The organism is Pseudomonas sp. FP2254 (assembly GCF_030687695.1).
In the GTDB taxonomy this organism is placed as follows: Bacteria; Pseudomonadota; Gammaproteobacteria; order Pseudomonadales; family Pseudomonadaceae; genus Aquipseudomonas; species Aquipseudomonas quebecensis.
This window is the reverse complement of the sequence record NZ_CP117444.1, coordinates 5,464,519-5,490,166: the sequence shown is the minus strand read 5'-3', so window position 1 is coordinate 5,490,166 and position 25,648 is coordinate 5,464,519. Positions and strand designations below refer to the sequence as shown.

Below are 25,648 nucleotides of genomic sequence, written 5' to 3'. Positions count from 1 at the left end.
GCGATGCATCCCAATGATGACGACCGCACCCAGTTCATGCCGCGCCCGGGGGGCCGTGCGCCGGAACCCGCGCGTGCAGAGCCCGCGCCTTTGTCAGTGCCGGCCGCGCCGATGCTCACCGGCAAGAGCCAGGGCCTCAACCCGCTGGAAAGCGCCGCCGGCCCGTTGCTGGCATTGCTGACGCGGCTGCGCAACACCATCGCCCACCCGGCGCCGGCCAGCCTGCGCGCGCAACTGTTGGCCTACCTGCGCCAGTTCGAAGAGCGTGCCGAGGCCGCCGGCGTGGCGCGCAACGAAGTGCTGCTGGCGCGCTACGCGCTGTGCACCGCTCTGGACGAGGCGGTGTTGAGCACGCCGTGGGGCAGCACCAGCGAGTGGGGCAAGCAGAGCCTGTTGATCACCGTGCATAACGAAGCCTGGGGCGGCGAAAAAGTCTTCCAGTTGCTCGACCATTGCCTGCAAAGCCCACGGGAACGCTTGTACCTGCTGGAGTTGCTGTACCTGTGCATGTGCCTGGGTTTCGAAGGTCGCTACCGCGTGATGAACGACGGCCGCAGCCAGTTGGAAGCCCTGCGCGAACGCACCGCCGCGGCCATTCGCAGTGCCCGTGGCGAGCACGAGCGCGAGCTGTCGCCGCATTGGCGCGGTGTGACCGTGGCGCGAGATCGCCTGGCGCAATTCATGCCGCCGTGGATCGCCGTGGCCATCGGCCTGGCGCTGCTGCTGGCGCTGCTGTTCGTGTTGCGCATGCTGCTGGCGGCGCAGGCCGAACCGGTGTTCAAGAATATCCATGCCCTGGGCGAGATCCCGGTGCAGGCCATCGACCGTCCGGTGGCGCAGCCCAAGGTCATTGAGCGGCCGCGTCTGGCCGGCTTCCTGGCGGAAGACATCAAGGCCGGGCGCGTCGCGGTGGAAGACAAGGTCGACCGCTCCGTGGTGACCATTCGTGGCGACGAGTTGTTCGCGTCCGCCAGCTCCAGCATCGTCGATGACTACCAGCCGTTGATGCTGCGCATTGCCGACGCCGTGCGTAAGGTCAAGGGCCAGGTCCGCGTCACGGGCCACAGCGACAACCGTCCGATTGCCACGCTGCGCTTCCCGTCCAACTGGGCGTTGTCGGAAGCGCGGGCCAAGTCGGTGCTGGAGATTCTTGCCGCCAAGACCGGCCAGGCCGAACGCTTCAGTGCCGAGGGCAGAAGCGACACCGAGCCGCTGGCCACCAACAGCACAGCCGAAGGCCGCGCCCGCAATCGTCGGGTTGAAATCACCGTATTGGCGGAGGGCGTCGAGTGAAGGCGTTTTTCAGTTTCATGATTCGCTGGGTGATCCCGGTGCTGGGCCTGATCGCCCTGAGCCTGATCATCTGGTTTGTCGGGCCGCTGCTCGACGTGCTGGTGCCGGAAGGCCGCCGCTGGGCGTTGATCGTCCTGATGTTCGCGGTGTGGATCGCCTACCGCGTGTTCCGCATTATCCAGGCGCGCCGCCAGGCCGCCGAAGTGATGCGCAGCCTGGCGGCGGATACGCCGGTGGACCCCAACAGCGTGGCCACCGCCGAAGAACTCGCCACCCTGCGCCAGCGCATGGACGAGGCCCTGACGCTGCTCAAGAAAGCCAAACTGGGCGGCGACGAGCGGCGCAACCTCTACGAACTGCCGTGGTACGTGATCATCGGTCCGCCGGGTTCGGGCAAGACCACCGCGCTGGTCAACTCCGGCCTGCACTTTCCGCTGGCCGCGCAGCTGGGCGCCGGTGCGGTGCGCGGTGTCGGCGGTACGCGTAACTGCGACTGGTGGTTCACCGACCAGGCCGTACTGCTCGACACCGCTGGTCGCTATACCACCCAGGACAGCAACTCCACGGTGGATAAAGCTGCGTGGCTGGGCTTTCTCGACCTGCTGAAAAAACAACGCTCGCGCCGCCCCATCGACGGCGCATTCATTGCGATCAGCCTCTCGGATCTGCTGCTCGGCACCGACGCCGAGCGCGCCGCCCACGCGGCGGCGATTCGCCTGCGGATCCAGGAGCTGTATACGCAATTGGGCGTGCGCTTTCCGATCTACCTGATGCTGACCAAGCTCGATCTGGTCCCCGGCTTCATGGAGTTCTTCGACAACCTGAGCAAGGAAGAGCGCGCCCAGGTGTGGGGCATGACCTTTGCCCTGGACGACGGTAAAAACAATGACAGCCCGCTGGCGCACCTGCAGAGCGAGTTCGCCGGACTCGAACAGCGTCTCAACGAGCGCCTGGTGGAACGTCTGCAACAAGAGCGCGACCCGGCGCGGCGCGACCTGATCTACGGCTTCCCGCAGCAATTCGGCGCCTTGAAGGATTGCCTGCAGAGTTTCCTTGAGGGCGTGTTTAAACCCAACGCCTTTGAAGAGCGTGTATTGCTGCGTGGCGTGTACTTCACCAGTGGCACCCAGGAAGGCAGCCCGATTGACCGCCTGATCGGCGCCATGGCCCAGAGCATGAACCTGGACCGCCAGCACCTGGCGCGCCAGAGCGGCACCGGGCGCAGTTATTTCATCGAAAAACTCTTTACCGCCGTGGCCTTTGCCGAGCGTGGGCTGGTGGGTGTGAACCCGAAAGTCGAACGCCGGCGCAAGTGGATTGCGCGCGGTGTACTCGCGGCCACCGTGGCTTTGGTGATCGTGGTCAGCAGCCTGTGGTGGGTGAGCTATCGCGCCAACCAGGCCTATATCGCCCAGGTCGACCAGAAGGTCGCGCCCCTGGGCCAGACCGTACAGAACCTCAGCCCGGCGCAGCGCGACGTGCTCGCGGTGCTGCCGCTGCTCAATGCGGTGAAAAACCTGGCGGGGGATTCGCCGAGTTGGTCCGAGGGCCTGGGGTTGTACCAGGGCGACATGCTCGAAGCCGAGTCCGCCAGCGTCTACCGCAAATTGTTGATCGCCGTATTCGCCCCGCGACTGGTGACGCGCATCGAGGAGCAACTGCACGGCGGCGGCAACTCCGACTTCCTCTACGAAGGCCTCAAGGCTTACCTGATGCTTGCCGACAGCGAGCATTACGACCCGGATTTCATCAAGGCGTGGATCGCCCTGGACTGGGACCGCAACCTGCCACGGGATCTGCCGGCCGATCAGCGCCAGGCGCTGGCCGGGCATTTGCAGGCCCTGTTCGAACGGCATCCGCCGAACGCACGCCTGGACCCACGCCTGATCGACGACCTGCGCCGCCAACTGCAACAGTTGCCGGTGGCGCAGCGTGTGTATGACCGGGTCAAACGCCAGAAACTGCCCGAAGGCATCCCGGACTTTCGCATCAACGAAGCCGCCGGGCGTGATGCCGCGCTGGTGTTCAGCCGCAAGAGCGGCAAGCCCCTGGGCGAGCCGTTGAGTGGGTTCTTTACCGCCAAGGGTTATCGTCAGGCATTCCTGCTGAGCAGCCTGAACCAGACCGGCACGCTGGCCGAAGAACAGTGGGTGCTGGGCCGCGAGCAGGCCGATCAGCAGAACGTGGTGAGCCTGGCCGCCGATGTGCGCCGCCTGTATTTCCAGGACTACCAGCGCCAATGGGACGCCTTGCTCGCCGACATCGACTTTGTGCCGATCACCAGCGTGGCCCAGGCCGCCGATGTGCTGCGGGTGATTTCCGGGCCGACCTCGCCGCTGAAAAAGCTGCTGGTGGCGGTGGCCAAGGAAACCGACCTGCAAGCCGAAGAACGCCAATTGGCGGCCAAAGGCGCGCCGGTGGAAGGCGGCGTCGACAAGCTCAAGGAGCGCCTCGGCAGCTTGCTGGGTCAGGAGCAACCCACAACCAACGCGCCGGCGGCGACGGACGATCCGGTCACCGCGCACTTCGCCGAACTCAACAGCATCGTCAGTAAAAATGAAGGCGAGCCGGCGGCCATCGACGGCCTGTTGGCGGACATGAATGCGCTGTATGTGCAGGTCAGCGCGATGGTCGGCGCCAGTGGCGACGCGCTGCTCGGCGAGGCCAAGAACCAGGCAGCGGCTGCGGCTACGCGCGTCAGCCTGAATGCCGAACGCCAGCCGCCGCTGGTGCAGGGCATGGTCAAGTCGGTGGTCAACTCCACCACCAACAGCATGATGGGCGGGGTGCGTAACCAACTGAACGCGGCCTGGGTCAGCGAAGTGGTCAACGTGTATCGCCAGTCGCTGGCGGGGCGTTATCCGATGTCGCCCGGCAGCGCGCGGGACGCCACGCTGGATGATTTCGGCCAGTTCTTCGGCGTCGGCGGGGTGATGGACAATTATTTCCGCAAATACCTGCAGCCCTACGTGGACACCTCCGCGCAAACCTGGCGCTGGCAGCCGGGCGCGGCGCAGAAACTGGGGATCGCGCCGGGCGTGCTGCAGACCTTCCAGCGCGCCGCGACGATTCGCGATGCGTTCTTCCGCTCCGGGGGCACCCAACCGATTGTGCGTTTCGAGCTTAAGCCGGTGTCGATGGACCCAAGCATCACCCAGTTCCTGCTCGACCTGGACGGCCAGCAACTGAGCTATGACCATGGCCCGAGTCGTCCGGTGGCGATGCAATGGCCGAACCCCGGCAGTATTGGCGTGGTGCGTATCTCCATCATGCCGCCGTCGGCCAGTGGCCGTTCCGGCGTAACCCTCGACGGCCCGTGGGCCTGGTTCCGCCTGCTGGAACAGTCGGACCTGACCCCCGGCAACTCACCGGACCGTTTCAACCTGCGCCTGCGCGTCGATGGCGCGAGTATCGCTTACGAGCTGCGCGCCAACAGTGCCTTCAACCCGTTCAAGAGCCGCGTGCTCAGCGGCTTCAGCCTGCCGGAGCGGCTATGACGACGTTGGGCTTCTACGGCAAATTGGCCAGCCGTGGCGATTTCGTCAGCCGCGCCTTGCCCCAGAGCTTTATCGGCCCGTGGGACAGCTGGCTGGCGGCGGGGTTGCTCGCCAGCCAGAACAGCCTGGGCGCTGGCTGGCTCAATGCGTACCTGGTCAGCCCGCTGTGGCGTTTTGTGCTGGCGCCGGGCGTCTGCGGGCCGGACGCCGCCGCCGGGGTGGTGATGCCGAGCATCGACCGGGTCGGGCGGTACTTCCCGCTGGCGGTGGTGGCGCTGCTGGATCACAACACCAACCCCGCCTCGCTGGTGGGCGGGCCGGACGCCTGGTTCGAGCAGGTCGAAGCGTTGCTGCTGGGTACCCTGGACAGCGGCGCGACCTTTGAAGGCTTCAACGAGGGGCTCGACCGTCTGGGTGTGCCGACCACCGAGCCGCGCGCCCTCGACGGCCGTTTCGCCGGTCTGCAGCGCGTCGTCGCGACCGAGCCCCAAGGCCGCCTGGCCGCGCTGGCCGAACAGGCATGCGAAGGCGCCAGCCTGTGGTGGGGGCGCGGCTCGCAACAGATTTCTCCTGGTTTATTGCGGTGTCAGGGCCTGCCTGCCGCCAGCGATTTTGCGCAGTTTTTGCTCGGACAAGAAGGTGTGGTGTAGATGGGGTCGACGTACAAATCCGCGAGCAAAAGCCATGTGGGCATGGTGCGGCAGGTCAATGAAGATGCGTGCCTGGACCTGCCGGAGAACCGCCTGTGGGTGGTGGCCGATGGCATGGGCGGGCATGCGGCGGGCGATTACGTCAGCAGCCTGATCGTCGACAGCCTGCGCAACGTGCCGCTGGGTCGCTCGCTGGATGAATACACGGCGGCACTGCGCAACGACCTGGTCCGTATCAACGCCGCCGTGCGCGAGGAAACCGCCAACCGTGGCGTGACCATGATGGGCAGCACGGTGGTGGTTTTCGCTGCCCGTGGCCTGCGCGGCGTGTGCCTGTGGGCCGGCGACAGTCGCCTGTATCGCCTGCGCGACGGCGTGCTCGAAGGCATTTCCCGCGACCACAGCTACGTGCAGGACCTGCAAGACAGCGGTTTGCTCAGCGAAGCCGACGCTCGTGTGCACCCGCGCGCCAACATCGTCACCCGCGCCATCGGTGTGGAGGCGCACCTGGACCTGGCGGTGGTCGACTTGTTGATCGCCCCCGGCGACACTTACCTGCTGTGCAGCGACGGCCTCAACAAAACCGTCGAAGACCATGAGATCCGTGAAGTGCTGGGCCATGACGCGCCGGATGAAATCGTGCGCAGCCTGGTGCATCTGGGCCTCAACCGAGGCGCGCCGGATAACATCACCGCCATTGTCGTGAAGGTATCGGCATGAACATTCTGATTCCGGGTTATGACATCGAAGGCGAGATCGGCGAAGGCGCCATGGCCAATGTGTACCTGGCCACCCAGCGTTCACTGGAGCGCAAGGTGGCGTTGAAGGTGATGGCGGCGGCCCTGGCGGCCGACCCGAGTTTCTGCGAGCGCTTCCTGCGCGAGGGCAAGACCCTGGCGCGCCTTTCGCACCCGCACACTGTGACCATCCATGACATCGGCAATGTCGGTGAGCTGTACTACATGGCCATGGAATACCTGCCCAACGGCACGCTCAAGGAGCGCATCGCCGCCGGCATGACGCCGGAGCAGGGCGTGACGTTGATCCGTCAGATCGCCTCGGCGTTGGGTTACGCCCATGCCCAGGGCCTGGTGCACCGTGACGTCAAGCCGGCGAACATCCTGTTCCGCGCCGACGGCACGGCGGTGTTGTCCGACTTCGGCATCGCCAAATCCCTTGACGACCGCACCCAGTTCACCCAGGCCGGTTTCGCCGTGGGCACCCCGAGCTACATGAGCCCCGAGCAGGCACGCGGGCAGGAGATCGACGGGCGCGCCGACCTCTACGCCCTGGGCGTGGTGCTGTATGAAATCCTGGTGGGCGAGCTGCCGTATAACGGCACCGATGCGCTCTCCACCGCCCTGGCGCACCTGACCGAACCGTTGCCGGAGTTGCCGGTGCACCACGGCCGTTATCAAGCGGTGTTGCGCAAACTGTTGGCCAAGGACCCCGCCGATCGCTTCCCGGATGCGGCGGCGTTGCTGCTGGCGCTGGATCAACTGCCGGCCGATTCGCCGGAGGCGACCCTGGTGCGCCCGGCGCCGCTGCCGCTCAGTTTCGATCTGGCGGGGATTACGCCGCAATCCATCGAAATCCCCACCGACAAGCCCCAGCCCGCGCCGCCTCCGGTGCGTCAGCCGGTGGTCAAGCCAACCCAGCACGGCGAGCAGCGGCGTGGACCGGTGCTGGCCTTGGCGGCCGTGGCGGTCGCGGTGGCATTGGCCATCGGCGGGGGCAGTTACTGGTGGATGAGTCGCAGCGATACGCCAGCGGCCGCGCCCACCGCCAGCCTGCCGAAACCGCCAGCGACGCCGACCGCGCCGCCAGAGGCGAAACCGGCAGTGGCCGAAGCGGACGGCGGCGGCCGCCCGTTGCTGATGGCGGGCAAGAAAACCCTGTTCCAGCGCGTGCTGAGCAAGCCTGGCGCGAAACTCTCCAGCGATGCCGGCGGTGCACCGGGCAAAACGCTGCCGGCGTTCTCCGTGCTCTACGTGTACCAGCGTAAAGACATCGACGGCCAACCGTGGGTGCGCGTCGGCGCCGCCACCGATGGTCGCAGCGACGGGTGGTTACCGGCTGCCCAGGTCAGCGACTGGAAGCAGAGCCTGGTGCTCAAGTTCACCGAACGCTCGGGCCGTGCGCCGGTGATGTTCCTGCGTCAATCCGGCGAAGTCGAGAAGTTGCTCGCCGACCCCGCCGCCGCCAAAGGCGTGCTGGTCAAGGCGCAGAAAAACCGCGAAGACAACGGCCAGGTGCTGGCCCTGGAACCGTCCGCCAGCGCCGTGCCGCAGAACCAGTTCTACCTGCTGCCGATCTTCGATTCCAAAGAGAGTTTCGACGAAAACGGCCAGCCGGTGCAGTTGCTTAACGTGGCCTCCATCGACCCAGGCAGCAGCCCGGTGGCCAAGCCGTCGACGCCAGTGCTCAACGCCAACGCCGATGCATTTCGCACCGCCGTGGTACTGGTGGTGGACACCACCGTGTCGATGCAGCCCTATATCGACCAGGTCCGCGACGTGGTGCACGAACTGCAAACCCGTATCGCCGAACGCGGCGAGCTCGACAGCGTCAGCTTCGGGCTGGTGGGTTTTCGCAACAGCATCAAGAAAACGCCCGGCCTGGAATACGTGGCCAAGACCTTGATCACCCTCGACCAGGGCCGCGACCCGCAGCGTTTTCTCGACATGGCGCGCCAGGTCAAGGCCTCGACGGTTTCCAGCCATTCGTTCAACGAGGACGCGTTTGCCGGGGTGATGCAGGCGGTCGAAGGCATGGACTGGTCCGGCTACGGTGGCCGCATCATCCTGTTGGTAACCGACGCCGGCGCGCTGCGCAAGAACGACCCGTTCGCCGCCACCCAGATGAACGAAGCCGAAGTGCGCCAGGCCGCGTTGGGCAAGCAGATCAAAATCTACGCCCTGCACCTGCGCACCGACGCCGGCAAGAAAACCCACGCCGGCGCCGAAAGCCAGTACCGCATCCTTACCGCCGACGCCAACCCACAGATCGGCGACCTTTACACACCGGTGCCCGGCGGCGATGTGCGCAAGCTGGGCGAGCGTGTGGATGAGATCGGCACGGTGTTCGCCAACCTCGTGCACCAAGTGCGCAGCAATACGCCGCAAGCGGTGCCGACACTCAGCGCCGCGCCGAGCCTGGCGGACAAATCCGCGGCGGTCGGTTATGCGATGCACATGGACTTTCTCGGCCGCAAAACCGCGAGCCAGGCGCCGCAACTGGTCAGCGCCTGGACCGCCGACCGCGACCTGACCAACCCGGCGCTGCCGGCGTTCCAGGTGTGCGTGATGCTGACCAAACTGCAGCTCAACGACCTGCAGCAATCGCTGAAACTGATCGTCGACGCGGCGCGCAAAACCCAGACCTCGCCCAAGGACTTCTTCCAGGAAATCGCCAGTGCGTCGGCTTATATGAGCCGCGACCCGCAGGCCCTGCGCAAGGGCGGCAATCTGGCCGACGGCGGCATCCTCGGCGAATACCTGGAAGGCCTGCCGTACCGCAGCAAGTCGCTGAACATGACCCAGGATTTGTGGTTGTCATTGAGCGTGGCCGAGCAGGAAGACTTCATCGACGAGCTGGATTCGAAAATCCGCCTCTACGAAACCTTCCACAACGACGTGGCCAACTGGGTCAGCTTTGGCGATGCCGAGCCGGGTGATGCGTTGTACCGCGTGCCATTGTCGACGCTGCCGTGATGCTGAACCTGAGCGCGGTGCACAAGAGCCGGGGCGCCGGCAGCCAGCGCTACAGCCTGGTGATTCCGGCACTGCACCTGCGCGCGGGCGAGCAAGTGGCGATTGTCGGGCCCAGCGGCTGCGGCAAAAGCACCTTGCTGGACCTGCTCGCACTGGTGCTGGCGCCGGATCAGGTGGGCCGGTTTGAGTTCAATCAGCAGGATATCGCCGGGTTGTGGCGCGCCGATCAGCAATCGGCCCTGGCCCGGTTGCGCAGTCAGCACCTGGGTTATGTGCTGCAGACCGGTGGGCTGCTGGGGTTCCTGGATGTGCGCGGCAATATCGCGTTGTCCCGCCAACTGCTCGGCCTGAAGGACGACGGCAGCGTGGCGCGCCTGGCCGAACACTTGGAGATCAGCGATCAGTTGGCCAAGAAACCCTCGGCATTGTCGGTGGGCCAGCGCCAGCGCGTCAGTTGCGCCCGGGCCCTGGCCCACGCGCCGCAACTGGTATTGGCGGATGAGCCCACGGCGTCTCTCGACCCGCTGAATGCCGAGCGGGTCATGCAAGCGTTGCTGGCCCAGGCCCGCGAACACCGTGCCGCCTGTGTGATCGCCACCCACGATGAGCCCCTGGCGCGCGCCAGTGGCTTGCAGGTGCGGCGTATTCGTTGCCGGCGCGACAGCGACGGCGGCGTCACGGCCACGCTGGGGGAGGCCGGCTGATGCGCTTTCCTTTGGTGGCGTCGCTCGCCTGGCAGGACTACCGCAACGACACCTGGCTGTCGGCCTGCTCGGTGCTGGCGCTGGTGGCGGTGATCGCGCCGTTGCTGGTGTTGTTCGGCCTGAAATTCGGACTGGTCAGCAGTTTGACCCAACGTTTGGAGACGGACCCGGCCACCCGTGAAATTATTCCGCTGGGCGGTGGTCGATTCAACAGCGAGTTTATCGAGCAACTGGGTCAACGGCCGGACGTGGCGTTCGCCATCCCGCGTACGCGGCAGATTGCGGCGACGGCGCAGGTGGGCACTTTGGTGCTGGAGATGCTGCCGACCGCGCCGGGCGATCCCCTGCTCGGCGGCTTGCCGGTGCCTCGGGGGCTGGAGCAGATCGTCCTGAGCCACACCGCCGCCGAGAAACTTGCGGCGCGGCCCGGTGACTGGCTGGAGACCGGTTTCGCGCGGCAAGTGGCCGGGCGTGTCGAGGCCCGCCATACACGGCTGCAGGTGCTGGCGGTGTTGCCCCTGGAGGCGTTTGCCCGCGACGGATTGTTCGCCGGGCTGGGCCTGCTCGAGGCGGCGGAAGATTATCGCGACGGCCGGGCGGTGCCGGCGCTGGGATGGGAGGGCGAGGCCGTGGGCACGAATGAGCAGCGCGTCTACCCGGCGTTTCGTTTGTATGCGCGTAGCCTCAACGACGTGGAACCGTTACGGGTGTTTTTTGCCAGACAGAACATGCTGGTGTCGACCCAGGCATTGAACATTGCTCAGGTGCAATCTCTGAGTCGTAACCTGTCCATCGTGTTCTGGATCATCGCCGGGTTGGCCTTGGCCGGGGCGTTTGCGGCGATCTTTGCCGGCGCCCTGGCCGCTGTCGCGCGCAAGCGACGGGAGTTGTCGGTGCTGCGCCTGCTGGGGTTTTCCACCGGCGCGCTGTTGCTGTTTGTCGTGCTGCAGGCGCTGTACAGCGCAAGCCTTGCCGCCGTGCTCAGCGCCGGGTTATATGGCCTGGCCGAGGCGGGGTTGAATCAATTATTCGTGCAGGTGCCGGGCGAACACGCCAGCCGCCTGCTGGCGCATCACTATGGCCTGGCCCTGGTTGCCGTGCTCGGCATCAGCGCCGTGGCGGCGGCGTGTGGCGGTTGGCGCGTGGCGCGTATCCAGGCTTCTGAAGGGATCAGAGATGTATAAGTTATTGGGCGCCTGTGTGGCGCTGAGCCTGGCCTCGCTGGCCTGGGCCGATGAAGCCAGCGACAAGCTCGACAACCCCAAACCGTTGCCGGATGACGTGAGCCTGCCGCTGCCGTGCGAAGGCAATATGGTCTTCCGCTACGCCTATGTGCTGGCCCAGGGCACTCTGGACGACCGCGAGATCAGCCTTGGCTATCCGTTCAGTGAAGGCGAAGCGGGTTATCAACAGTCGTTTATTTCCGGCTACCGTCGCGACTTTATCAACGGTCAGTTCACCCTCAAGGACCTGCCCAAGGACTGGAGCAAGGTCATCACGCCGTTGATGCCCAAGACCGACGCCAAGACGCCGCTCAAGCCGATGCTGTACTTCATCGGCAAGTACGAAGTGACGGCGCGCCAGTACGCCCAGGTGATGGCCCAGGCGCAATCCCTGGCCAGCGGCGAACCGGCTCCGGCCTGTGATGCGCCGACCGGCATGGCCGCGCGTTTGCCCAAGGTGAAGTTATCGAGGTTCGAGGCCGAACGGTTCTCGGCGGTCTACAGCGCCTGGCTGCTCAAATATCACCGCGATGCGCTGCCGGTCAGTGGTCGCGGTTCGTCCGAGGATGATGGCGGTGTAGGATTTGTGCGCCTGCCCACCGAAGTGGAGTGGGAATTTGCCGCCCGTGGCGCCCAGGCCGTGAGCCGGCAGGACCTGGAAGGCCGCCTGTTCCCGCGCCGCGCCGAAGGCAGCGACAGTGACGGCCCGCTGGGCGACTACGCCGTCTTCAACCAAGTGGCCGGCGGCACCGGCCAGGCGGCGCGGTTGATGCCCATCGGCACCAAGCTGCCCAACCCGATCGGCATGTTCGATGTGATTGGCAACGCTGCGGAAATGGTCCAGGAATCCTTCCAGCTGGTCCACGCCGGGCGCCGCCAGGGCACCTACGGCGGGTTTGTGGTCAAGGGCGGCAATTACCTGGAAGGCGAGGGCACGTTGTTCACCGGCATGCGCCGCGAGTATCCGTTGTTCGCCGCCGATGGCACCGAGCAAAGCAACGAGACCACCGGTTTCCGCGTGGCGATTGGCGCACTGTCGGCGCCGCGTTCGCGCTACAAGGAGCTGTTTGCGCAGTGGCAGAAAGAAGGCCGCCTGGCTTCGCTGACCGACGCCATCGACGACGCTCAGGACCCGACCAAGCGCCTGGACAGCATCATCGCCGCCAGCGTCGACCCCAAGTTGCAAGCCGAATTGGGGCTGGTCAACGAGGAGCTCAAGCGCAACGTGTCGCTGATCGCCCAGCAACGCGAAGAGGCGGCGGGTAATCTGATCCAGTCGGCAGCCCTGGTGGCCGAGACCATCAGTAACTACAACATTCGTTTGATGAACCTGCAGAAGAGTCGTCAGCAGGCCGTCGACGCCAAGGACGACGCCAGTGCGCAGCTGTTCGCCACGGCCATCGATAACGGCCGCAGCGCGCTCGATGGCGCAGTGGCGATCTATATTGACAACCTGGCCACCGGCACGCGCTATACCGATGCGGTGATCCAGGCGCAGTTTCAAAGGATCAAGGAAGAGTTGGATCGCAAGCCGGTGCTCGGTAAGAGCCTGGTGACGCGCGCAACACTGTTCGTTCGCCATGTCGGCAACTACCGCAAGCAACAGCGGGCCGACCCGGCAACGATCTTGAAGGAATTGCTCGCAGCGAGCGGTCAGCGGTCTTGATCGTTGGCTGTATGGCGAGCTTGGAAGGGACTCAGGCGGCATGGGCCGTGCTGGGCAAGTCAAACTTAGAAGAGAACACAACTTATGCTTTTTTCCCGTAAGGCGGTTTCCAAGCGTCACCTGCTGCTGATCGCAGCCGGTTTCAGCACCGTGCTGACAGGTTGCGCCACGTCGCCAGCCTCCAAGGTCGCGTCCAGCACCAAGGTCGAGTATTACCCAAGCTGCTACGAGCCGGTGCAGCACCTGCGTGCGACCGATTCGGACATGACCAAGTCGGTTGTGACCGGCGCGGCCATCGGTGCCGCCGGCGGTGCACTGCTCGGCGTGTTGAGCGGTGACAAGGAAAAACGTGGCCGTAACGCGGCCATCGGCGCTGCCGGCGGTGCCCTGGCCGGCGGCGCGGCGGGTTACTACACCGAGCGTCAGAAGCAGATTGCCGACGACAACCAGCGCATTGCGTCCTACGCGGCTGACGTCAACAAGAGCGCGTCCGACATCGACCGCAGCACCGCCTACGCCAAAGCTTCGCAGCAGTGCTACCAGAGCGCGTTCACCAAGCTCGTCGCGGACCGCAAGGCCAAGACCGTCAACGACACCGAAGGCCGCAAGCGCCTGGCGGAAATCGTCGCCGGCCTGAAGGAATCCAACGACCTGATCGTGGCAGTCAACGGCAAAGCCGCCGAGGACCTGAACAACTACACCCAGGCCTACGAGAAAGACCTGCAACAGGTGGGCGTGCAGCGCAACGACGTGGTGACGGTGGCCACCGCCGATACCACCCCGGTCGTTGCTCCGACCAAGGGCAAGAAGGCTGTCAAACCGGCCAAGAAACCGGTATTGCCGGTGGTGCCGAAAGAAGCCGTCGCGACCGAGAAAACCCTGCAGACCGCGCAGACCAAGCAAGCTGAAAGCAAGCAGGTCGCCAACGCCGGTAAGGCACAGATCGAAGGCACCTGCCGCGATCCAAACCTGGCCGACTGGGCACCGGTGCCTTGCCCTAACGTTTAAGTAACATGTTGCTATAAGCGTTAAACGCCAGCCGATCTCCCGCTAAAGCGTGAGATCGGTGGCGTTCTTCCGGCAAATCGCTACACTGCTGCGGCCATTCAATAATTACACCGAGGCCGTGTGCATGAAATTTCGTCTTCTGTTGTGGGTGCTGGGCCTGATGATGGGCAAAGCCAGCCGCACCAACCCTGCCTTTCAGCAACAGCTGGGTGACAAAGACCTGGCGTTTCAGTTGCAGACCCTCGACGGCAAGGTTGCCCGTCACTTCATTGTTAAAGACCAGCGCATCACCAGCCGTTCGGGTGTTCACCCGGCGCCGGCGTTTGCCATTGCCTTTAAAGATGCCGCCTACGGCTTCGCCACGATGCAGGCGAAGAACAAGCAACTGGCGTTCATGACGGGGATTCAGGACAAGTCGATCCAGATCAAGGGCAACCCGGCGCTGGTGATCTGGTTCCAGGGCTTGACCAAGTACTTGAAGCCGAAGAAAAAGAAGTAGGGCTTTTCAGCTAGGCCGAGTTGGATTCATCGGGGGCAAGCCCCCTCCCACATTTGGAATGCATTCCTATGTGGGAGCGGGCTTGCCCCCGATTGCTATATGACAGGCGCCACATTCAACCCTGAGTGAATTGCGAGGCCAGTTCGCGCAGCAAGACTTCGGCGTCCAGTACTTTACCCACCACTTCGTCAGCTTTGTCCCGGCTCAAGCCCAGACGCTCAAGCAGCGCATCCGGGATGGTTTCGTCCGGCCCGGAACCGATCCCCCGGCTGCGCAGCAGGCACACGGCCAGGCACACCAGGTTCGGGTACTCGGCGTAGTTGCCGTCGTAGGTCGGGTCATGCTGGAAACGCAGGGCCGTGGACAGTTCGTCCGGCATGTCCCAGTAGCGCATCAGCCAGGCGCCGATCTGCTCGCGGCTGATGCCCAGCAGGTGCTGTTCCACATAGCTGTGGCACAGGTGCGGATTGACTTCCAGATGCCGACAGATCAGCGAGAAGTGCGGCGGGAATACGTGGGCCAGCAGCAGATAGCCGAAGTTGTGCAGCAAGCCGGCCAGGTAAGTCAGGCCGGCTTCAGGGCGCTGCGCCCTTGGCATGGCGCGGGTCAGGCCTTCGATCACGGCGGCGGTGTAGATCGATTGATGCCAGTACGGCGTGGCCTGGTGTGGGTTGTCCTTGGGCAGGCTCAGGGTTTTGCCCAGGGCCAGGCCGAGCGCCAGGTTGATCACCAGATCGAAACCCAACACGCGCACGATAGCGTCTTCCACGGAGCGGATCTTGCCCGGCGACGCGTAGTACGGCGACGCGGCCCAGCTCACCACTTGCGCCGCCAGGGCGGGGTCGGTTTCCACTACGCCGGTGATGTCGTCGATGGTCGCGTTGGGGTCGACCCGCAGCTTGATGATCTTCTGCGCGGTGTCGGCCAGCGGCGGAATCTCGATGGTTGCTTCCAGGCGTTGCTGGATACGGCGCGCAGTGAAGGCCTGCATCGCCTGGGTGATTTCCTCGCGGTCATCATTGGGGCGGTCGAGGTTCGGGCGAATATTGCTCAGTGGCTCGCCGAACTGCGCGGCGCTGGCCTTGGTGAGCAGGGTCTTGAAGGCTGCGGTGTCGATTTGCAGCAACAGCCCGGCTTCGCCCGAATGCACCAGCAGGCTCGGTTGATTGAGCAGGCTGCCTTCATACAGACAGGGCGAACTGGTGAGCGGCGGCAGGCCTGGCAGCAGGCTCAGGTTGTGTTTATCCAGCATGCGCTTGACGCGCTCCGGCGCCACGGCGGTGAGGCGACGGCCGGTGAGTTCGGCGAGGCGGTTGAGGTCCAGTAACTGGCTCTGCGGGAACAGCACCATCAATGCGCCCACCGCATCTTCGAGCAGCACGGCCTGGACCTTTTGCGCAGGATTCAGGCCCGGTTGTTCGGCGACTTCCGTGTAGCTGACGGCTAGCTTGGCGAGCAGGTCCCGAATGACCGGCGGAGCGGTCAGCGGGGCTGTGGCATGGGCAACTTCTGACATGGCCTGATCCAATTTCGTACAGTCATCGAAGTATAACCAGCTTGGTACAAGTGTTGGTCGGATAAGTGCTGTTTGTGACCAGGTTGGTGATCCGCGACGGTTTTTCCTTCGACAGCGTTAAACCTGGCCGTATTGCTGGCCGTGTCGCAGCCAGCGGTCCAGCAACGGGCTGACGTGATCCGGCCAGCGTTCCAGCAGGGCTTGGGCGGCATCGCGCACGGCGGGCAGCAGGTCGGCGTCACGCATCAGATCGGCTACCTTGAATTGCAGCAGGCCGGTCTGGCGGGTGCCGAGCATTTCACCGGGGCCGCGCAGTTCGAGGTCTTTTTCGGCAATCACAAAACCGTCGTTGGTTTCGCGCATGATGCCCAGGCGCTGGCGGCCGATCTGCGACAGCGGCGGGTGGTACAGCAGCACGCAGTGGCTGGCGGCGCTGCCTCGGCCCACGCGCCCGCGCAGCTGGTGCAACTGCGCCAGGCCCAGGCGTTCGGGGTTCTCGATGATCATCAGGCTGGCATTGGGCACGTCCACGCCAACCTCGATCACAGTGGTGGCGACCAGCAGTTGCAGGTTGCCGGCCTTGAATTCGGCCATCACCGCCGCTTTTTCCGCCGGTTTCATACGGCCATGGATCAGCCCGACCTTGAGCTCGCCCAGGGCGCTGGTGAGGTCTTCATAGGTAGTCTCGGCGGCCTGACAGGTCAGTTCCTCGGACTCTTCGATCAGGGTGCAGACCCAATAGGCCTGGCGGCCTTCGGCGCAGGCACCACGCACGCGTTCGATCACCTCGACCCGCCGCGTGTCGGTGACCAGCACGGTGTTGACCGGCGTGCGGCCGGGCGGCAGTTCATCGAGGATCGAGGTGTCGAGGTCGGCGTAGGCGCTCATCGCCAGGGTGCGCGGGATCGGCGTGGCGGTCATGATCAGTTGGTGCGGGCTCATGCGCCCGCCCACGCCTTTCTGGCGCAGGGCCAGACGCTGTTGCACGCCGAAGCGGTGTTGTTCGTCGATGATCACCAGGGCCAGGTTCTTGAACTGCACTTCGTCCTGGAACAGTGCGTGGGTGCCCACCACCATCGGTGCGCCAGCGGCGATCTGCTCCAGCGCGGCGGCGCGGTTCTTGCCCTTGAGCTTGCCGGCCAGCCAGGCGACTTCCAGGCCCAGCGGCTCCAGCCAGCGCTTGAAGGTGATGAAGTGCTGTTCGGCGAGAATCTCGGTAGGCGCCATCAGCGCCACCTGGTAACCGGCTTCCAGCGCCTGCAGCGCGGCGAGGGCGGCGACCACGGTCTTGCCTGCGCCGACGTCGCCCTGGATCAGGCGCAGCATGGGTTCCTGCTGACTGAGGTCGTAGGCGATTTCGTTGCCCACGCGCTGCTGGGCGCCGGTCGGCGCAAACCCGAGGTTGGCCAGGTATTGCGCGGGCAGGCGCGTGGCCTTGGGCATTGCCGGCGCGCGCAGCGAGCGCATGCTTTCGCGCAGGCGTTGCTGGGACAGTTGGTGGGTCAGCAGCTCTTCGAAGGCCAGGCGATGCTGGGCCCAATGATGACCCAGGGCCAGCTCGTCCACGTCGGCGTCGGCGGGCGGGTGATGCAGGTAGCGAATCGCATCGGCCAGCGGCGCCAGTTGATAGTCGCGGGCCAGCTCCAGGGGCAGCCAGTCCGGCAGGCTGGTCGGGCCGAGCATCGTCAGCGTCTGCATGCACAACTGGCGCAGGCGTTGTTGAGTCAGGCCTTCGGTGAGCGGGTAGATCGGAGTGAGGGTGGTGTCTACCGGCGGCGGTTCGTCGCCGGTAATTGCACGGTATTCCGGGTGGTAGATTTCCAGGCCCGAGGCGCCGGGGCGGGCTTCGCCGTAACAGCGCACGCGAGTACCGCGTTTAAGGCCTTCTTTCTGTGCATTGCTGAAATGGTAGAAGCGCAGGCTAAGGCCGCCGGTACCATCCTGCAGGCGCACCACCAGGCTGCGGCGCTTGCCCATCACCACGTCGGCGCCGCTGACCGTACCTTCGACCACCGCGTCCTGCCCAGGGCGAAGCTGGCCGATGGGCACCACGCGAGTGCGGTCCTGATAACGCAGGGGCAAGTGGAACAATACGTCCTGGAGGTTCTCCAGGCCGACCTTGGCCAACTTCTCGGCCATGGCGTCCCCGACACCCTTGAGTGCCGTCACCGACACCTGCGACAGCTCAGTCATACGACGGATCAGCTCGCGGCGGCAGGCGGCTTGGCCACCGAGCACAGGCGGACCGAGTCGGCGAGGATCTCAATCGCCTTGGGCCGTGGGAAACTGGCGCGCCAGGCGATCGCCACGGTACGGAACGGCACCGGTGGCGTCAGTGGGCGCACTTCGATCACGCCAGGGGCGTAATGATGGCTGTCTACCGCCGACAACGGCAGGATCGAGATGCCCAGGCCCGAAGCGACCATGTGGCGAATGGTTTCCAGGGAGCTGGATTCCACCGTGGTGTGCTTGGCGCCGTCGTTGCCTTTGGTGAGGGTCGGGCAGGCTTCCAGCACCTGGTCGCGGAAACAATGGCCTTCGCCGAGCAGCAGCAGGCTCTTGTCGTTGAGCAGAGCGGCGTCGATGGTGGCTTTTTTGGTCCACGGGTGGGAAGCGGGCATCAGCACCTGGAACGGCTCGTCGTAGAGCTGCAGGGTGAGCACATCCGCTTCGTTGAACGGCAGGGCGATGATGATTGCGTCCAGCTCGCCGTTGCGCAGTTTGTCGCGCAGTACGTGGGTGAAGTTTTCTTCGATATACAACGGCATCTGCGGCGCCACGCGGTGCAGTTGCGGAATCAGGTGCGGAAACAGGTACGGGCCGACGGTGTAGATGGCCCCGACCTTGAGCGGCGCGGTGAGCTGGTTCTTGCCGGCCTGGGCCAGCTCGCGAATGCTTTGCGCCTGTTCCAGCACCTTCTGGGCCTGGGCGACGATACCTTCGCCTACTGGCGTGAGGCGCACGGCGCTCTTGCTGCGCTCGAAAATCAGCACACCGAGTTCGTCTTCAAGCTTTTTCACGCCCACCGACAGCGTCGGCTGGCTGACATGGCAGCGCTCGGCCGCATGGCCAAAGTGTTGCTCTTGGGCGAGGGTCACGATGTAGCGTAATTCTGTAAGAGTCATAGCGGGCGTCCATGAGGTTGCGAGCCAAGCATACCGGCTGCAATCGATAGACGCACGTTATCAGAAGTTTGTAAGGGATTGAGTGGGAAGTGCCGAGGATTTTGCTGAAAGTGGCGAGGGTTGCCCCTCGCCATGCTAATGTTCAGCGACGACGCTTTTCGATGTTGTACACGAACGGTGCAACGATCTCGATGCTGCCGCTCTTGACCATATCGGCCGGCGGTTTGGGCAGCGGCTGGGCACGACGGATCATGTCCAGAGTGGCGCGGTCCAGGTCGGCGTTGCCGGAGAGCCCCACCAACTCGTACGACAGCACATTGCCTTCAGCGTCGACCACGAACTTCAGGCGGTTCAAGCCTTCCTTGCCACGTGCCTGCGCGCCTGGCGGGTACTTCTTGTACTTCTGCAAGTGCGCCAGCAAAGTGCCTTCCCAGGACGCCTTGGCCGCGAGCTGTTGCGGCGACGGCCCCGGAGCAGGCTGTGCCGATTTCTGCGGTGGCGCCTGGGTCGGCGGCGTATCGCTCGGCGGCTCCTCGGACGGTTTCTCCTTGGGCGGCTCGGGCTTTTTTTCCACCGGCTTGGGCGGCTGGGGTTTGGGCTTGGGCTTGACCGGCTTGGGCACCTGGATAGTCGGCTTGGGCGCCTCGGCCATTTTCGGCAGCGGCAACTCTTCCACCGGGGCGGGCGGTTGCGGCGGCGTCACCACCTTCGGCGGGGCCGGCGGTGGTGGTGGCGCAGGCGCGGGCGCCAGGTCGATGACCATGGCCGCCGGCGGCAATTGCACCGTACGCGGCGCCGACCAATGGAGTGCGATGGCAATCGCGATGGCATGCACGCCCAGCACGACGGCGAGGCTGGTGCCATAACGCGTCAGTTTGTGGCGCGTCGTGATCATTTCTTGGCTGCCGTCTCAAGTCCAACCAGGCCAACCTTGAGGTAGCCGGCCGCGCGCAGGGCATCCATCACGCTCATCAGATCGCCGTAGTCCACGCCTTTGTCAGCCTGGAAGAAGATCGTCGTGTCTTTCTTGCCTTGGGTCTTGGCGTCGAGCACCGGGCCCAGGGTTTCGGTCTTGACTTCTTCTTCACCCAGGAACAGGCGTTGATCCGCCTTGACGCTGAGGAAGATCGGCTTTTCCGGGCGTGGCGCCGGTTTGGCGCTGGAGGCGGGCAGGTCGACTTTAATGTCTACGGTTGCCAGCGGTGCGGCCACCATGAAGATGATCAGCAGCACCAGCATCACGTCGATAAACGGCGTGACGTTGATTTCGTGGTTCTCGACGAGTTCGTCGTCGCCTTGATTCAAATGCAGGCCCATGGCCGATTACCCCACTTTCACCATGTGCGGTTGCGAGCTGCGCTCGGTAGGCAGGTGATCGAGGTCGCGGCTGACCAGCAGCAGAACCTCCGCCGACGCGTCCGATACCTGAGCCTTGTAGCCGGCAATCGAACGGGCGAAGACGTTGTAGATCACCACCGCAGGAATCGCGGCGACCAACCCGAGGGCGGTTGCCAGCAAGGCTTCGGCGATGCCGGGGGCAACGACGGCGAGGTTGGTGGTCTGGGTTTTGGCGATGCCGATGAAGCTGTTCATGATGCCCCACACGGTGCCGAACAGACCGACGAACGGCGCGGTTGAACCGATGGTCGCCAGCACGCCGGTGCCGCTGCTCATGTTGCGACCGCAGGCGGCCACCAGGCGCTCCAGGCGGAACGCTACGCGCTCCTTGATGCCTTCTTTTTCGCGGGTGTTGGCCGACAGGCGCATCTCTTCCAGCGCATCGTGCACCAGGGTATTGGCCAGGGTGCCTTTCTTGGTGGCGCTTTCGCTGGCTTCCTTGAGGGTGGCGGCCTTTTTCAGATGGACGATTTCAGTGCGCAGACGGCGCTTGGCGCCCAACAGCTCGAAGCCTTTGGCAATCCAGATGGTCCAGGTGATGATCGAGGCAATGGCCAGGCCGATCATCACGGCCTTCACTACCACGTCTGCGTTCTGGTACATGCCCCATGGCGACAGGTCATGGGCCATGCCCAGGGTGTTGTTTTCTTCCAGCACTACGCCGGTGTCGTCCGCGGCCGCTGCGGCCGGATCGGTGGCGGCCGGCGCGGCAACCGGTGCAGCCGGTGCGGCGGCGCTCTGCTCGGCGGCAGTGGGCGTGGCTGGCGCGGTGGCGTCGGCGAATGCGGCGGTCGGTGCCAGCAGAACGCTGAACAGCACCGCAGCAATCGCGCGCCAGGCGCGGGAAGGACTGTGAGGCTTGGTTGGCGAAGCGGGGGTTGTATTACGTGTCATGCTGGCCGGACCTGAGAGAAAGAATGAGTGATTGTCCTGCCAGACCCTGAGCAGGGGTCGAGGACAAATGGGCGGTCATTATTGCAAGTAATTCTTGTTAACAGAAGTAATACAGTAACTTTATTTGCCGTTTTTCTGGCCGTCGGTCAACCGGCAGCGCTAACCTAGACCTTTCGATACGGAGTTTTATGATGTCCGCGCCTTCTGTTGTGATTGTCGGATGTGGCGATGTGGGGAGTCGGTTAGCCAGCCAATTGCTCGCCTCGGAATGGGAGGTGCATGGTCTGCGGCGTGACATTTCGCGCTTGCCCGACGGAGTGATCGGCATTGCCGGCGACCTGTTCAAAAAGGACTGCCCGGACACCTGGCCGATCGGCGCAGTGGATTACCTGGTGTATTGCGCTGCCGCGACCGATCACGATGAAGCCGGCTATCGCGCGGCGTACGTGCAGGGGTTGCAGCATGTGCTGGAGTGGCTCGGCGATTACGGCCAGCAACCCAAACATCTACTGTTTGTGTCCAGCAGCAGTGTGTATGGGCAGCAGAACGGCGAGTGGGTCGACGAAACGTCTGAAACTCAGGCCAAAGGCTACTCCGGTCAGATCATGCTCGAAGCCGAGCAGGTCGCCTTGAACAGCGGCATTGCGGCCAGCATCGTGCGGTTGACCGGTATTTATGGCCCTGGCCGCGAATGGTTGCTGACCCAGGTGCGCAAGGGTTACCGGGTGGCGGTCGATCCGCCCTTATATGGCAACCGGATCCACGCGGATGATGCGGCGGGCTTGCTCGCATTCCTGCTGCGCCATGTGGAGCAGGGCGGTTCGCTGGATAAGGTCTACATCGGTGTGGACGACGCGCCGGCGCCGCTGGCCGAGGTGGTGGCCTGGTTGCGCGATTACCTGGGCGTGACGCAGTGGTCCGACGAGGCGAGCGTGCGGCGTGCGGGGAGCAAGCAATGCAGTAATGCGCGCATCAAGGCCTTGGGATGGACGCCGACATACCCGACGTATCGGGAAGGCTACGCGGCGATCCTCAAGGGCTGAAACACGGTCTGAAAATGGTGGGAAGGGGTTTGCCCTCTCCCACATTCACTTTCATTCAGGGCGGTTATTGTTTTTCCAGCAGCCATTGGCGAGGGCCCGGCGTAAACGAAGGTACTTCGTCCGCCTGCGCCGTATTGACCGCCTGGAAAATCTCCAACTGCTTGTCTTTGCGCATGAAAATCCAGGGGTTGCCCTGACCATTGAGTTGCAGCCAGATGCTGTCATAGCCGCCGCTCATGGAAGCGCAATCGCCGGCCAGGCACAGTGAATACCGATCGACCCTGGGCAGGCCGACAACCTTGCCATCGGCCTGGAACTGCACGATGGCGCCGTTGCCGAAGCCGTCGGTGATCTTCCAGTCGCCGCCCAGGTAGGCGGCGTACAACGCCCGTTCGAAGTTGGCGCCCAGTGGCGCGCCTTCCGGGGCGGGGTCCTTGGCGCGAGCGAACAATTGCTCGGGCTCGTTATCGTTGGCCACCTGCAGCAGTTGCTTGCCTTTGCGCTTGAGTTCGGTGGCGGAGCTGCCGTAGAAGCCTACGCTCCAGGCGCCGGATTGTTCCGCAAGCAGTTTGCCTTCCGCCACTTCAAAACCGTTGTAGTAGCGCGCTTGGGAGGCCTTGGTATTGACCTCCCATTCCAGATTCGGGCCGAAGCTTTGCAGCGCTTCACGCAAAGGGCCGCCCTTGGCTGCCGCATCGATGGCGGCCTGGTTGATCCAGGTACCGCTTACATCCTGATCGGCGGGGTTGCTGGCGCAGCCGCCGAGCAACAGGGCGAGCAATGAAGAGGCTACAAGCGCTTTGCGCATGATGAAATCCTTTTAAAACGAAGTCGGCGCAGCCTGTGGGGGCTGCGCCGGGTGTTTTACTCGATGACCAGAATCGCGTCCATCTCAACCTGCGCGCCCTTTGGCAGAGCTGCCACGCCGATGGCGGCGCGGGCTGGGTAAGGCTGTTCGAAGTACTTGCCCATGATCTCGTTGACCTTGGCGAAGTGGCTCAGGTCGGTGAGAAAGATGTTCAGCTTGACGATGTCCTTGAACGAACCGCCGGCGGCCTCGGCCACGGACTTGAGGTTTTCGAAGACTTGCACGGTCTGGGCTTCGAAGCCTTCCACCAGTTCCATGGTCTTTGGGTCCAGTGGGATCTGGCCGGACATGTAGACGGTGTTGCCTGCCTTGATTGCCTGGGAGTAAGTACCGATGGCGGCCGGGGCTTTGTCGCTGGTGATAACAGTCTTGGTCATGAATGACTCCTTGTAATAGGCAGTGGCGGGGTATGACGCACTAGGCACGCATGCGGGTGATGCGGATGACTCCCGTCAAGGCGCGCAGCTTCTTGATCACGCGGGCCAGGTGCACGCGATCGTGCACGCTGACCACCAGTTGGACCACGCTGATGCGACCATCGCGTTCGTCCATGCTGATCTTCTCGATGTTGCCGTCGGCCGCATTGACGCTGCTGGCCAGCAGAGCGATCAGGCCGCGCTGGTGTTCCAGCTCTACGCGCAGCTCGACATTGAACTCGCCGGTGACATCCTTGGCCCACGAGAGCTGGATGCATTTTTCCGGGTTGTGGCGGATTTCGGAGATGTTGCGGCAGTTGTCCAGGTGCACCACCATGCCTTTGCCGGCGGACAAGTGGCCGACGATCGGATCGCCCGGGATCGGTGTGCAGCATTTGGCGTAGCTGAGCACCAGGCCCTCGGTGCCGCGAATCGCCAGTGGGCCTTCCGGGCTTGGCAGTTGTTCGCCTTCGCCCAGCAGGCGGCGGGCGACCACATAGGCCATGCGGTTGCCCAGGCCGATGTCTTCGAGCAGGTCTTCGATGGTTTCCTGGCGATATTCGTGAAGCATCGCCTGCACGCGCTCCTGGGGAATTTTGTCCAGGGCGCTGTCGAAGCCGTTGAGCACCTTGTTCAGCAGGCGTTCGCCCAGGCTGATGGACTCGGAACGGCGCTGCAGTTTGAGAGCATGGCGAATGTGTGTGCGGGCTTTGCCGGTGACCACGAAATTGAGCCATGCCGGATTCGGGCGCGCGCCCGGTGCGCTGACGATCTCTACGGTGGAGCCGCTTTGCAGCGGCTCCGACAGCGGCGCCAGGCGCCGGTTGATCCGACAGGCTATGCAGCTATTGCCCACATCGGTGTGCACCGCGTAGGCGAAATCGACCGCTGTGGAGCCCTTGGGCAGCTCCATGATCCGGCCTTTGGGCGTGAACACGTAGACCTCGTCCGGGAACAGGTCGATTTTCACGCTTTCGATAAATTCGAGGGAGTTGCCCGCGCGTTGCTGCATTTCCAGCACGCCTTTGACCCACTGGCGAGCACGGGCGTGGGTGCCCTTGGGCTGTTCGTCGCCACTGGATTTGTACAGCCAATGGGCGGCGATGCCGTTGTTGGCCATCTCTTCCATTTCCCGAGTGCGGATCTGGATCTCGATCGGCACGCCATGCATCCCGAACAGCGTGGTATGCAGCGACTGATAGCCGTTGGCTTTGGGAATGGCGATGTAGTCCTTGAAGCGGCCGGGCAGGGGCTTGTACAAATTATGTACAGCGCCGAGTACGCGGTAGCAGGTATCCACCTTGTCGACGATGATCCGGAACGCATACACGTCCATGATTTCGTTAAAGGCCCGACGTTTGCCGCGCATCTTCTTATAGATGCCGTAGATGTGCTTCTGTCGGCCACTGACCTCGCCTTCGATCTCGTCAATCGCCAGGCAATGGCTCAACGACTCTTCGATCTTGTTGACGATTTCCTTGCGGTTGCCTCGGGCGCGCTTGACCGCTTGGTAGATGCGCGCCGAACGCATCGGGTGCATCGCCTTGAAGCCGAGGTCTTCGAACTCGATGCGAATGGCGTGCATGCCCAGCCGGTTAGCGATGGGGGCGTAGATTTCCAGGGTTTCCTTGGCGATGCGCCGGCGTTTTTCGCCGGACAGCACTTCCAGCGTGCGCATGTTGTGCAGCCGGTCGGCCAGCTTGACCAGGATCACGCGGATATCGCGGGCCATGGCCATGGCCATCTTCTGGAAGTTTTCCGCCTGGGCTTCGGCCTTGGTCTCGAAGTTCATTTGGGTCAGTTTGCTGACCCCGTCGACCAGTTCGGCCACGGTTTCGCCGAACTGGGAGCTGAGCGCTTCCTTGGCGATACCGGTGTCTTCGATCACGTCATGCAGCATCGCGGCCATCAGGCTCTGATGGTCCATGTGCATGTCCGCAAGAATATTGGCCACCGCAAGAGGATGGGTGACATACGCCTCGCCGCTGCGACGGCGTTGGCCGTCGTGGGCTTGTTCGGCGTAGAAATACGCTCGGCGGACCAGATTGACCTGGTCTGGGCCGAGGTAGGCCGATAAGCGATCGGCGAGGGCGTCTATGCTCGGCAAAGTGTGAACTCCTGCCGATGGCTGTGAC

Annotated in this window: 20 protein-coding genes; 11 read left to right on the top strand and 9 right to left on the bottom strand. The window is 64.0% G+C overall.

Going from position 1 to position 25,648, the window contains the following annotated elements; translation table 11 throughout:
• The first annotated feature begins 3 nt into the window (after window positions 1–3).
• The 10 genes from PSH94_RS25395 (at window position 4) to PSH94_RS25350 (ending at window position 14,253) form a co-directional block, all read left to right on the top strand.
• On the top strand, window positions 4–1,293 hold the full coding sequence (locus PSH94_RS25395; protein WP_181076237.1) for a DotU family type VI secretion system protein: 1,290 nt from the start codon (window positions 4–6) through the stop codon (window positions 1,291–1,293).
• The gene (gene tssM, locus PSH94_RS25390; protein ID WP_181076239.1) at window positions 1,290–4,790 is read left to right on the top strand and encodes a type VI secretion system membrane subunit TssM; all 3,501 of its coding nucleotides are present in this window, start codon (window positions 1,290–1,292) and stop codon (window positions 4,788–4,790) included. The genes PSH94_RS25395 and tssM overlap by 4 nt, the downstream gene beginning before the upstream one ends.
• Window positions 4,787–5,440 (top strand): type VI secretion system-associated protein TagF, encoded by a 654-nt coding sequence (gene tagF, locus PSH94_RS25385; protein WP_305436003.1) that lies wholly within the window; start codon window positions 4,787–4,789, stop codon window positions 5,438–5,440. Before tssM ends, tagF begins: the two co-directional genes overlap by 4 nt.
• On the top strand, window positions 5,441–6,160 hold the full coding sequence (locus tag PSH94_RS25380; protein ID WP_181076242.1) for a PP2C family serine/threonine-protein phosphatase: 720 nt from the start codon (window positions 5,441–5,443) through the stop codon (window positions 6,158–6,160). It abuts the gene before it with no gap.
• Window positions 6,157–9,153, top strand: a complete 2,997-nt coding sequence (locus PSH94_RS25375; RefSeq protein WP_305436002.1) for a serine/threonine-protein kinase — start codon at window positions 6,157–6,159, stop codon at window positions 9,151–9,153. The genes PSH94_RS25380 and PSH94_RS25375 overlap by 4 nt, the downstream gene beginning before the upstream one ends.
• Complete coding sequence (locus PSH94_RS25370) at window positions 9,153–9,857, top strand: ABC transporter ATP-binding protein (RefSeq protein ID WP_181076575.1); 705 nt, start codon at window positions 9,153–9,155, stop codon at window positions 9,855–9,857. Before PSH94_RS25375 ends, PSH94_RS25370 begins: the two co-directional genes overlap by 1 nt.
• Window positions 9,857–11,041: an ABC transporter permease gene (locus tag PSH94_RS25365; protein WP_305436001.1), complete on the top strand. Its 1,185-nt coding sequence runs from the start codon at window positions 9,857–9,859 to the stop codon at window positions 11,039–11,041. The genes PSH94_RS25370 and PSH94_RS25365 overlap by 1 nt, the downstream gene beginning before the upstream one ends.
• Window positions 11,034–12,746 carry an SUMF1/EgtB/PvdO family nonheme iron enzyme gene (locus PSH94_RS25360; RefSeq protein ID WP_181076247.1) on the top strand — a complete coding sequence of 571 codons (1,713 nt, stop codon included), beginning with the start codon at window positions 11,034–11,036 and terminating at the stop codon, window positions 12,744–12,746. Before PSH94_RS25365 ends, PSH94_RS25360 begins: the two co-directional genes overlap by 8 nt.
• 84 nt (window positions 12,747–12,830) lie before the next feature.
• Window positions 12,831–13,754: a type VI secretion system-associated lipoprotein TagQ gene (gene tagQ / locus PSH94_RS25355; protein ID WP_181076249.1), complete on the top strand. Its 924-nt coding sequence runs from the start codon at window positions 12,831–12,833 to the stop codon at window positions 13,752–13,754.
• A 124-nt stretch (window positions 13,755–13,878) separates the two neighbouring features.
• Complete coding sequence (locus PSH94_RS25350; RefSeq protein ID WP_003195530.1) at window positions 13,879–14,253, top strand: hypothetical protein; 375 nt, start codon at window positions 13,879–13,881, stop codon at window positions 14,251–14,253.
• 115 nt (window positions 14,254–14,368) lie between these two features.
• On the opposite strand, the gene PSH94_RS25345 is transcribed toward PSH94_RS25350, so the two are convergent.
• The 6 genes from PSH94_RS25345 to exbB form a co-directional block, all read right to left on the bottom strand.
• Window positions 14,369–15,769: an aminoacyl-tRNA deacylase and HDOD domain-containing protein gene (locus tag PSH94_RS25345; RefSeq protein ID WP_305436000.1), complete on the bottom strand. Its 1,401-nt coding sequence runs from the start codon at window positions 15,767–15,769 to the stop codon at window positions 14,369–14,371.
• Window positions 15,770–15,886: 117 nt separating this feature from the next.
• Window positions 15,887–17,962, bottom strand: coding sequence for an ATP-dependent DNA helicase RecG (recG, locus tag PSH94_RS25340; RefSeq protein ID WP_181076252.1), 2,076 nt, complete (start codon window positions 17,960–17,962; stop codon window positions 15,887–15,889).
• An 8-nt stretch (window positions 17,963–17,970) separates the two neighbouring features.
• Window positions 17,971–18,894: a hydrogen peroxide-inducible genes activator gene (locus PSH94_RS25335; protein ID WP_181076254.1), complete on the bottom strand. Its 924-nt coding sequence runs from the start codon at window positions 18,892–18,894 to the stop codon at window positions 17,971–17,973.
• A 142-nt stretch (window positions 18,895–19,036) separates the two neighbouring features.
• On the bottom strand, window positions 19,037–19,789 hold the full coding sequence (locus PSH94_RS25330) for an energy transducer TonB (protein ID WP_034101489.1): 753 nt from the start codon (window positions 19,787–19,789) through the stop codon (window positions 19,037–19,039).
• Window positions 19,786–20,211 carry a TonB system transport protein ExbD gene (gene exbD, locus PSH94_RS25325; RefSeq protein ID WP_017526806.1) on the bottom strand — a complete coding sequence of 142 codons (426 nt, stop codon included), beginning with the start codon at window positions 20,209–20,211 and terminating at the stop codon, window positions 19,786–19,788. The genes PSH94_RS25330 and exbD overlap by 4 nt, the downstream gene beginning before the upstream one ends.
• A gap of 6 nt (window positions 20,212–20,217) precedes the next feature.
• A complete protein-coding gene (gene exbB / locus PSH94_RS25320) occupies window positions 20,218–21,186 on the bottom strand; it encodes a tonB-system energizer ExbB (protein ID WP_181076255.1) in 969 nt (322 codons plus the stop codon).
• Between the two features lie 191 nt (window positions 21,187–21,377).
• Here exbB and PSH94_RS25315 point away from each other — a divergent pair, with 191 nt between their 5' ends.
• On the top strand, window positions 21,378–22,229 hold the full coding sequence (locus PSH94_RS25315; RefSeq protein ID WP_181076257.1) for an SDR family oxidoreductase: 852 nt from the start codon (window positions 21,378–21,380) through the stop codon (window positions 22,227–22,229).
• 64 nt (window positions 22,230–22,293) lie between these two features.
• On the opposite strand, the gene PSH94_RS25310 is transcribed toward PSH94_RS25315, so the two are convergent.
• The 3 genes from PSH94_RS25310 to spoT are packed head-to-tail and all read right to left on the bottom strand — an operon-like array spanning window position 22,294 to window position 25,620.
• On the bottom strand, window positions 22,294–23,037 hold the full coding sequence (locus PSH94_RS25310; protein ID WP_181076259.1) for a hypothetical protein: 744 nt from the start codon (window positions 23,035–23,037) through the stop codon (window positions 22,294–22,296).
• A 56-nt stretch (window positions 23,038–23,093) separates the two neighbouring features.
• Window positions 23,094–23,474 carry a RidA family protein gene (locus PSH94_RS25305; protein ID WP_003176922.1) on the bottom strand — a complete coding sequence of 127 codons (381 nt, stop codon included), beginning with the start codon at window positions 23,472–23,474 and terminating at the stop codon, window positions 23,094–23,096.
• A gap of 40 nt (window positions 23,475–23,514) precedes the next feature.
• Entirely contained in the window at window positions 23,515–25,620 is a 2,106-nt protein-coding gene (gene spoT, locus PSH94_RS25300; RefSeq protein WP_181076261.1) for a bifunctional GTP diphosphokinase/guanosine-3',5'-bis pyrophosphate 3'-pyrophosphohydrolase, read from the bottom strand.
• Between the last annotated feature and the right edge of the window lie 28 nt (window positions 25,621–25,648).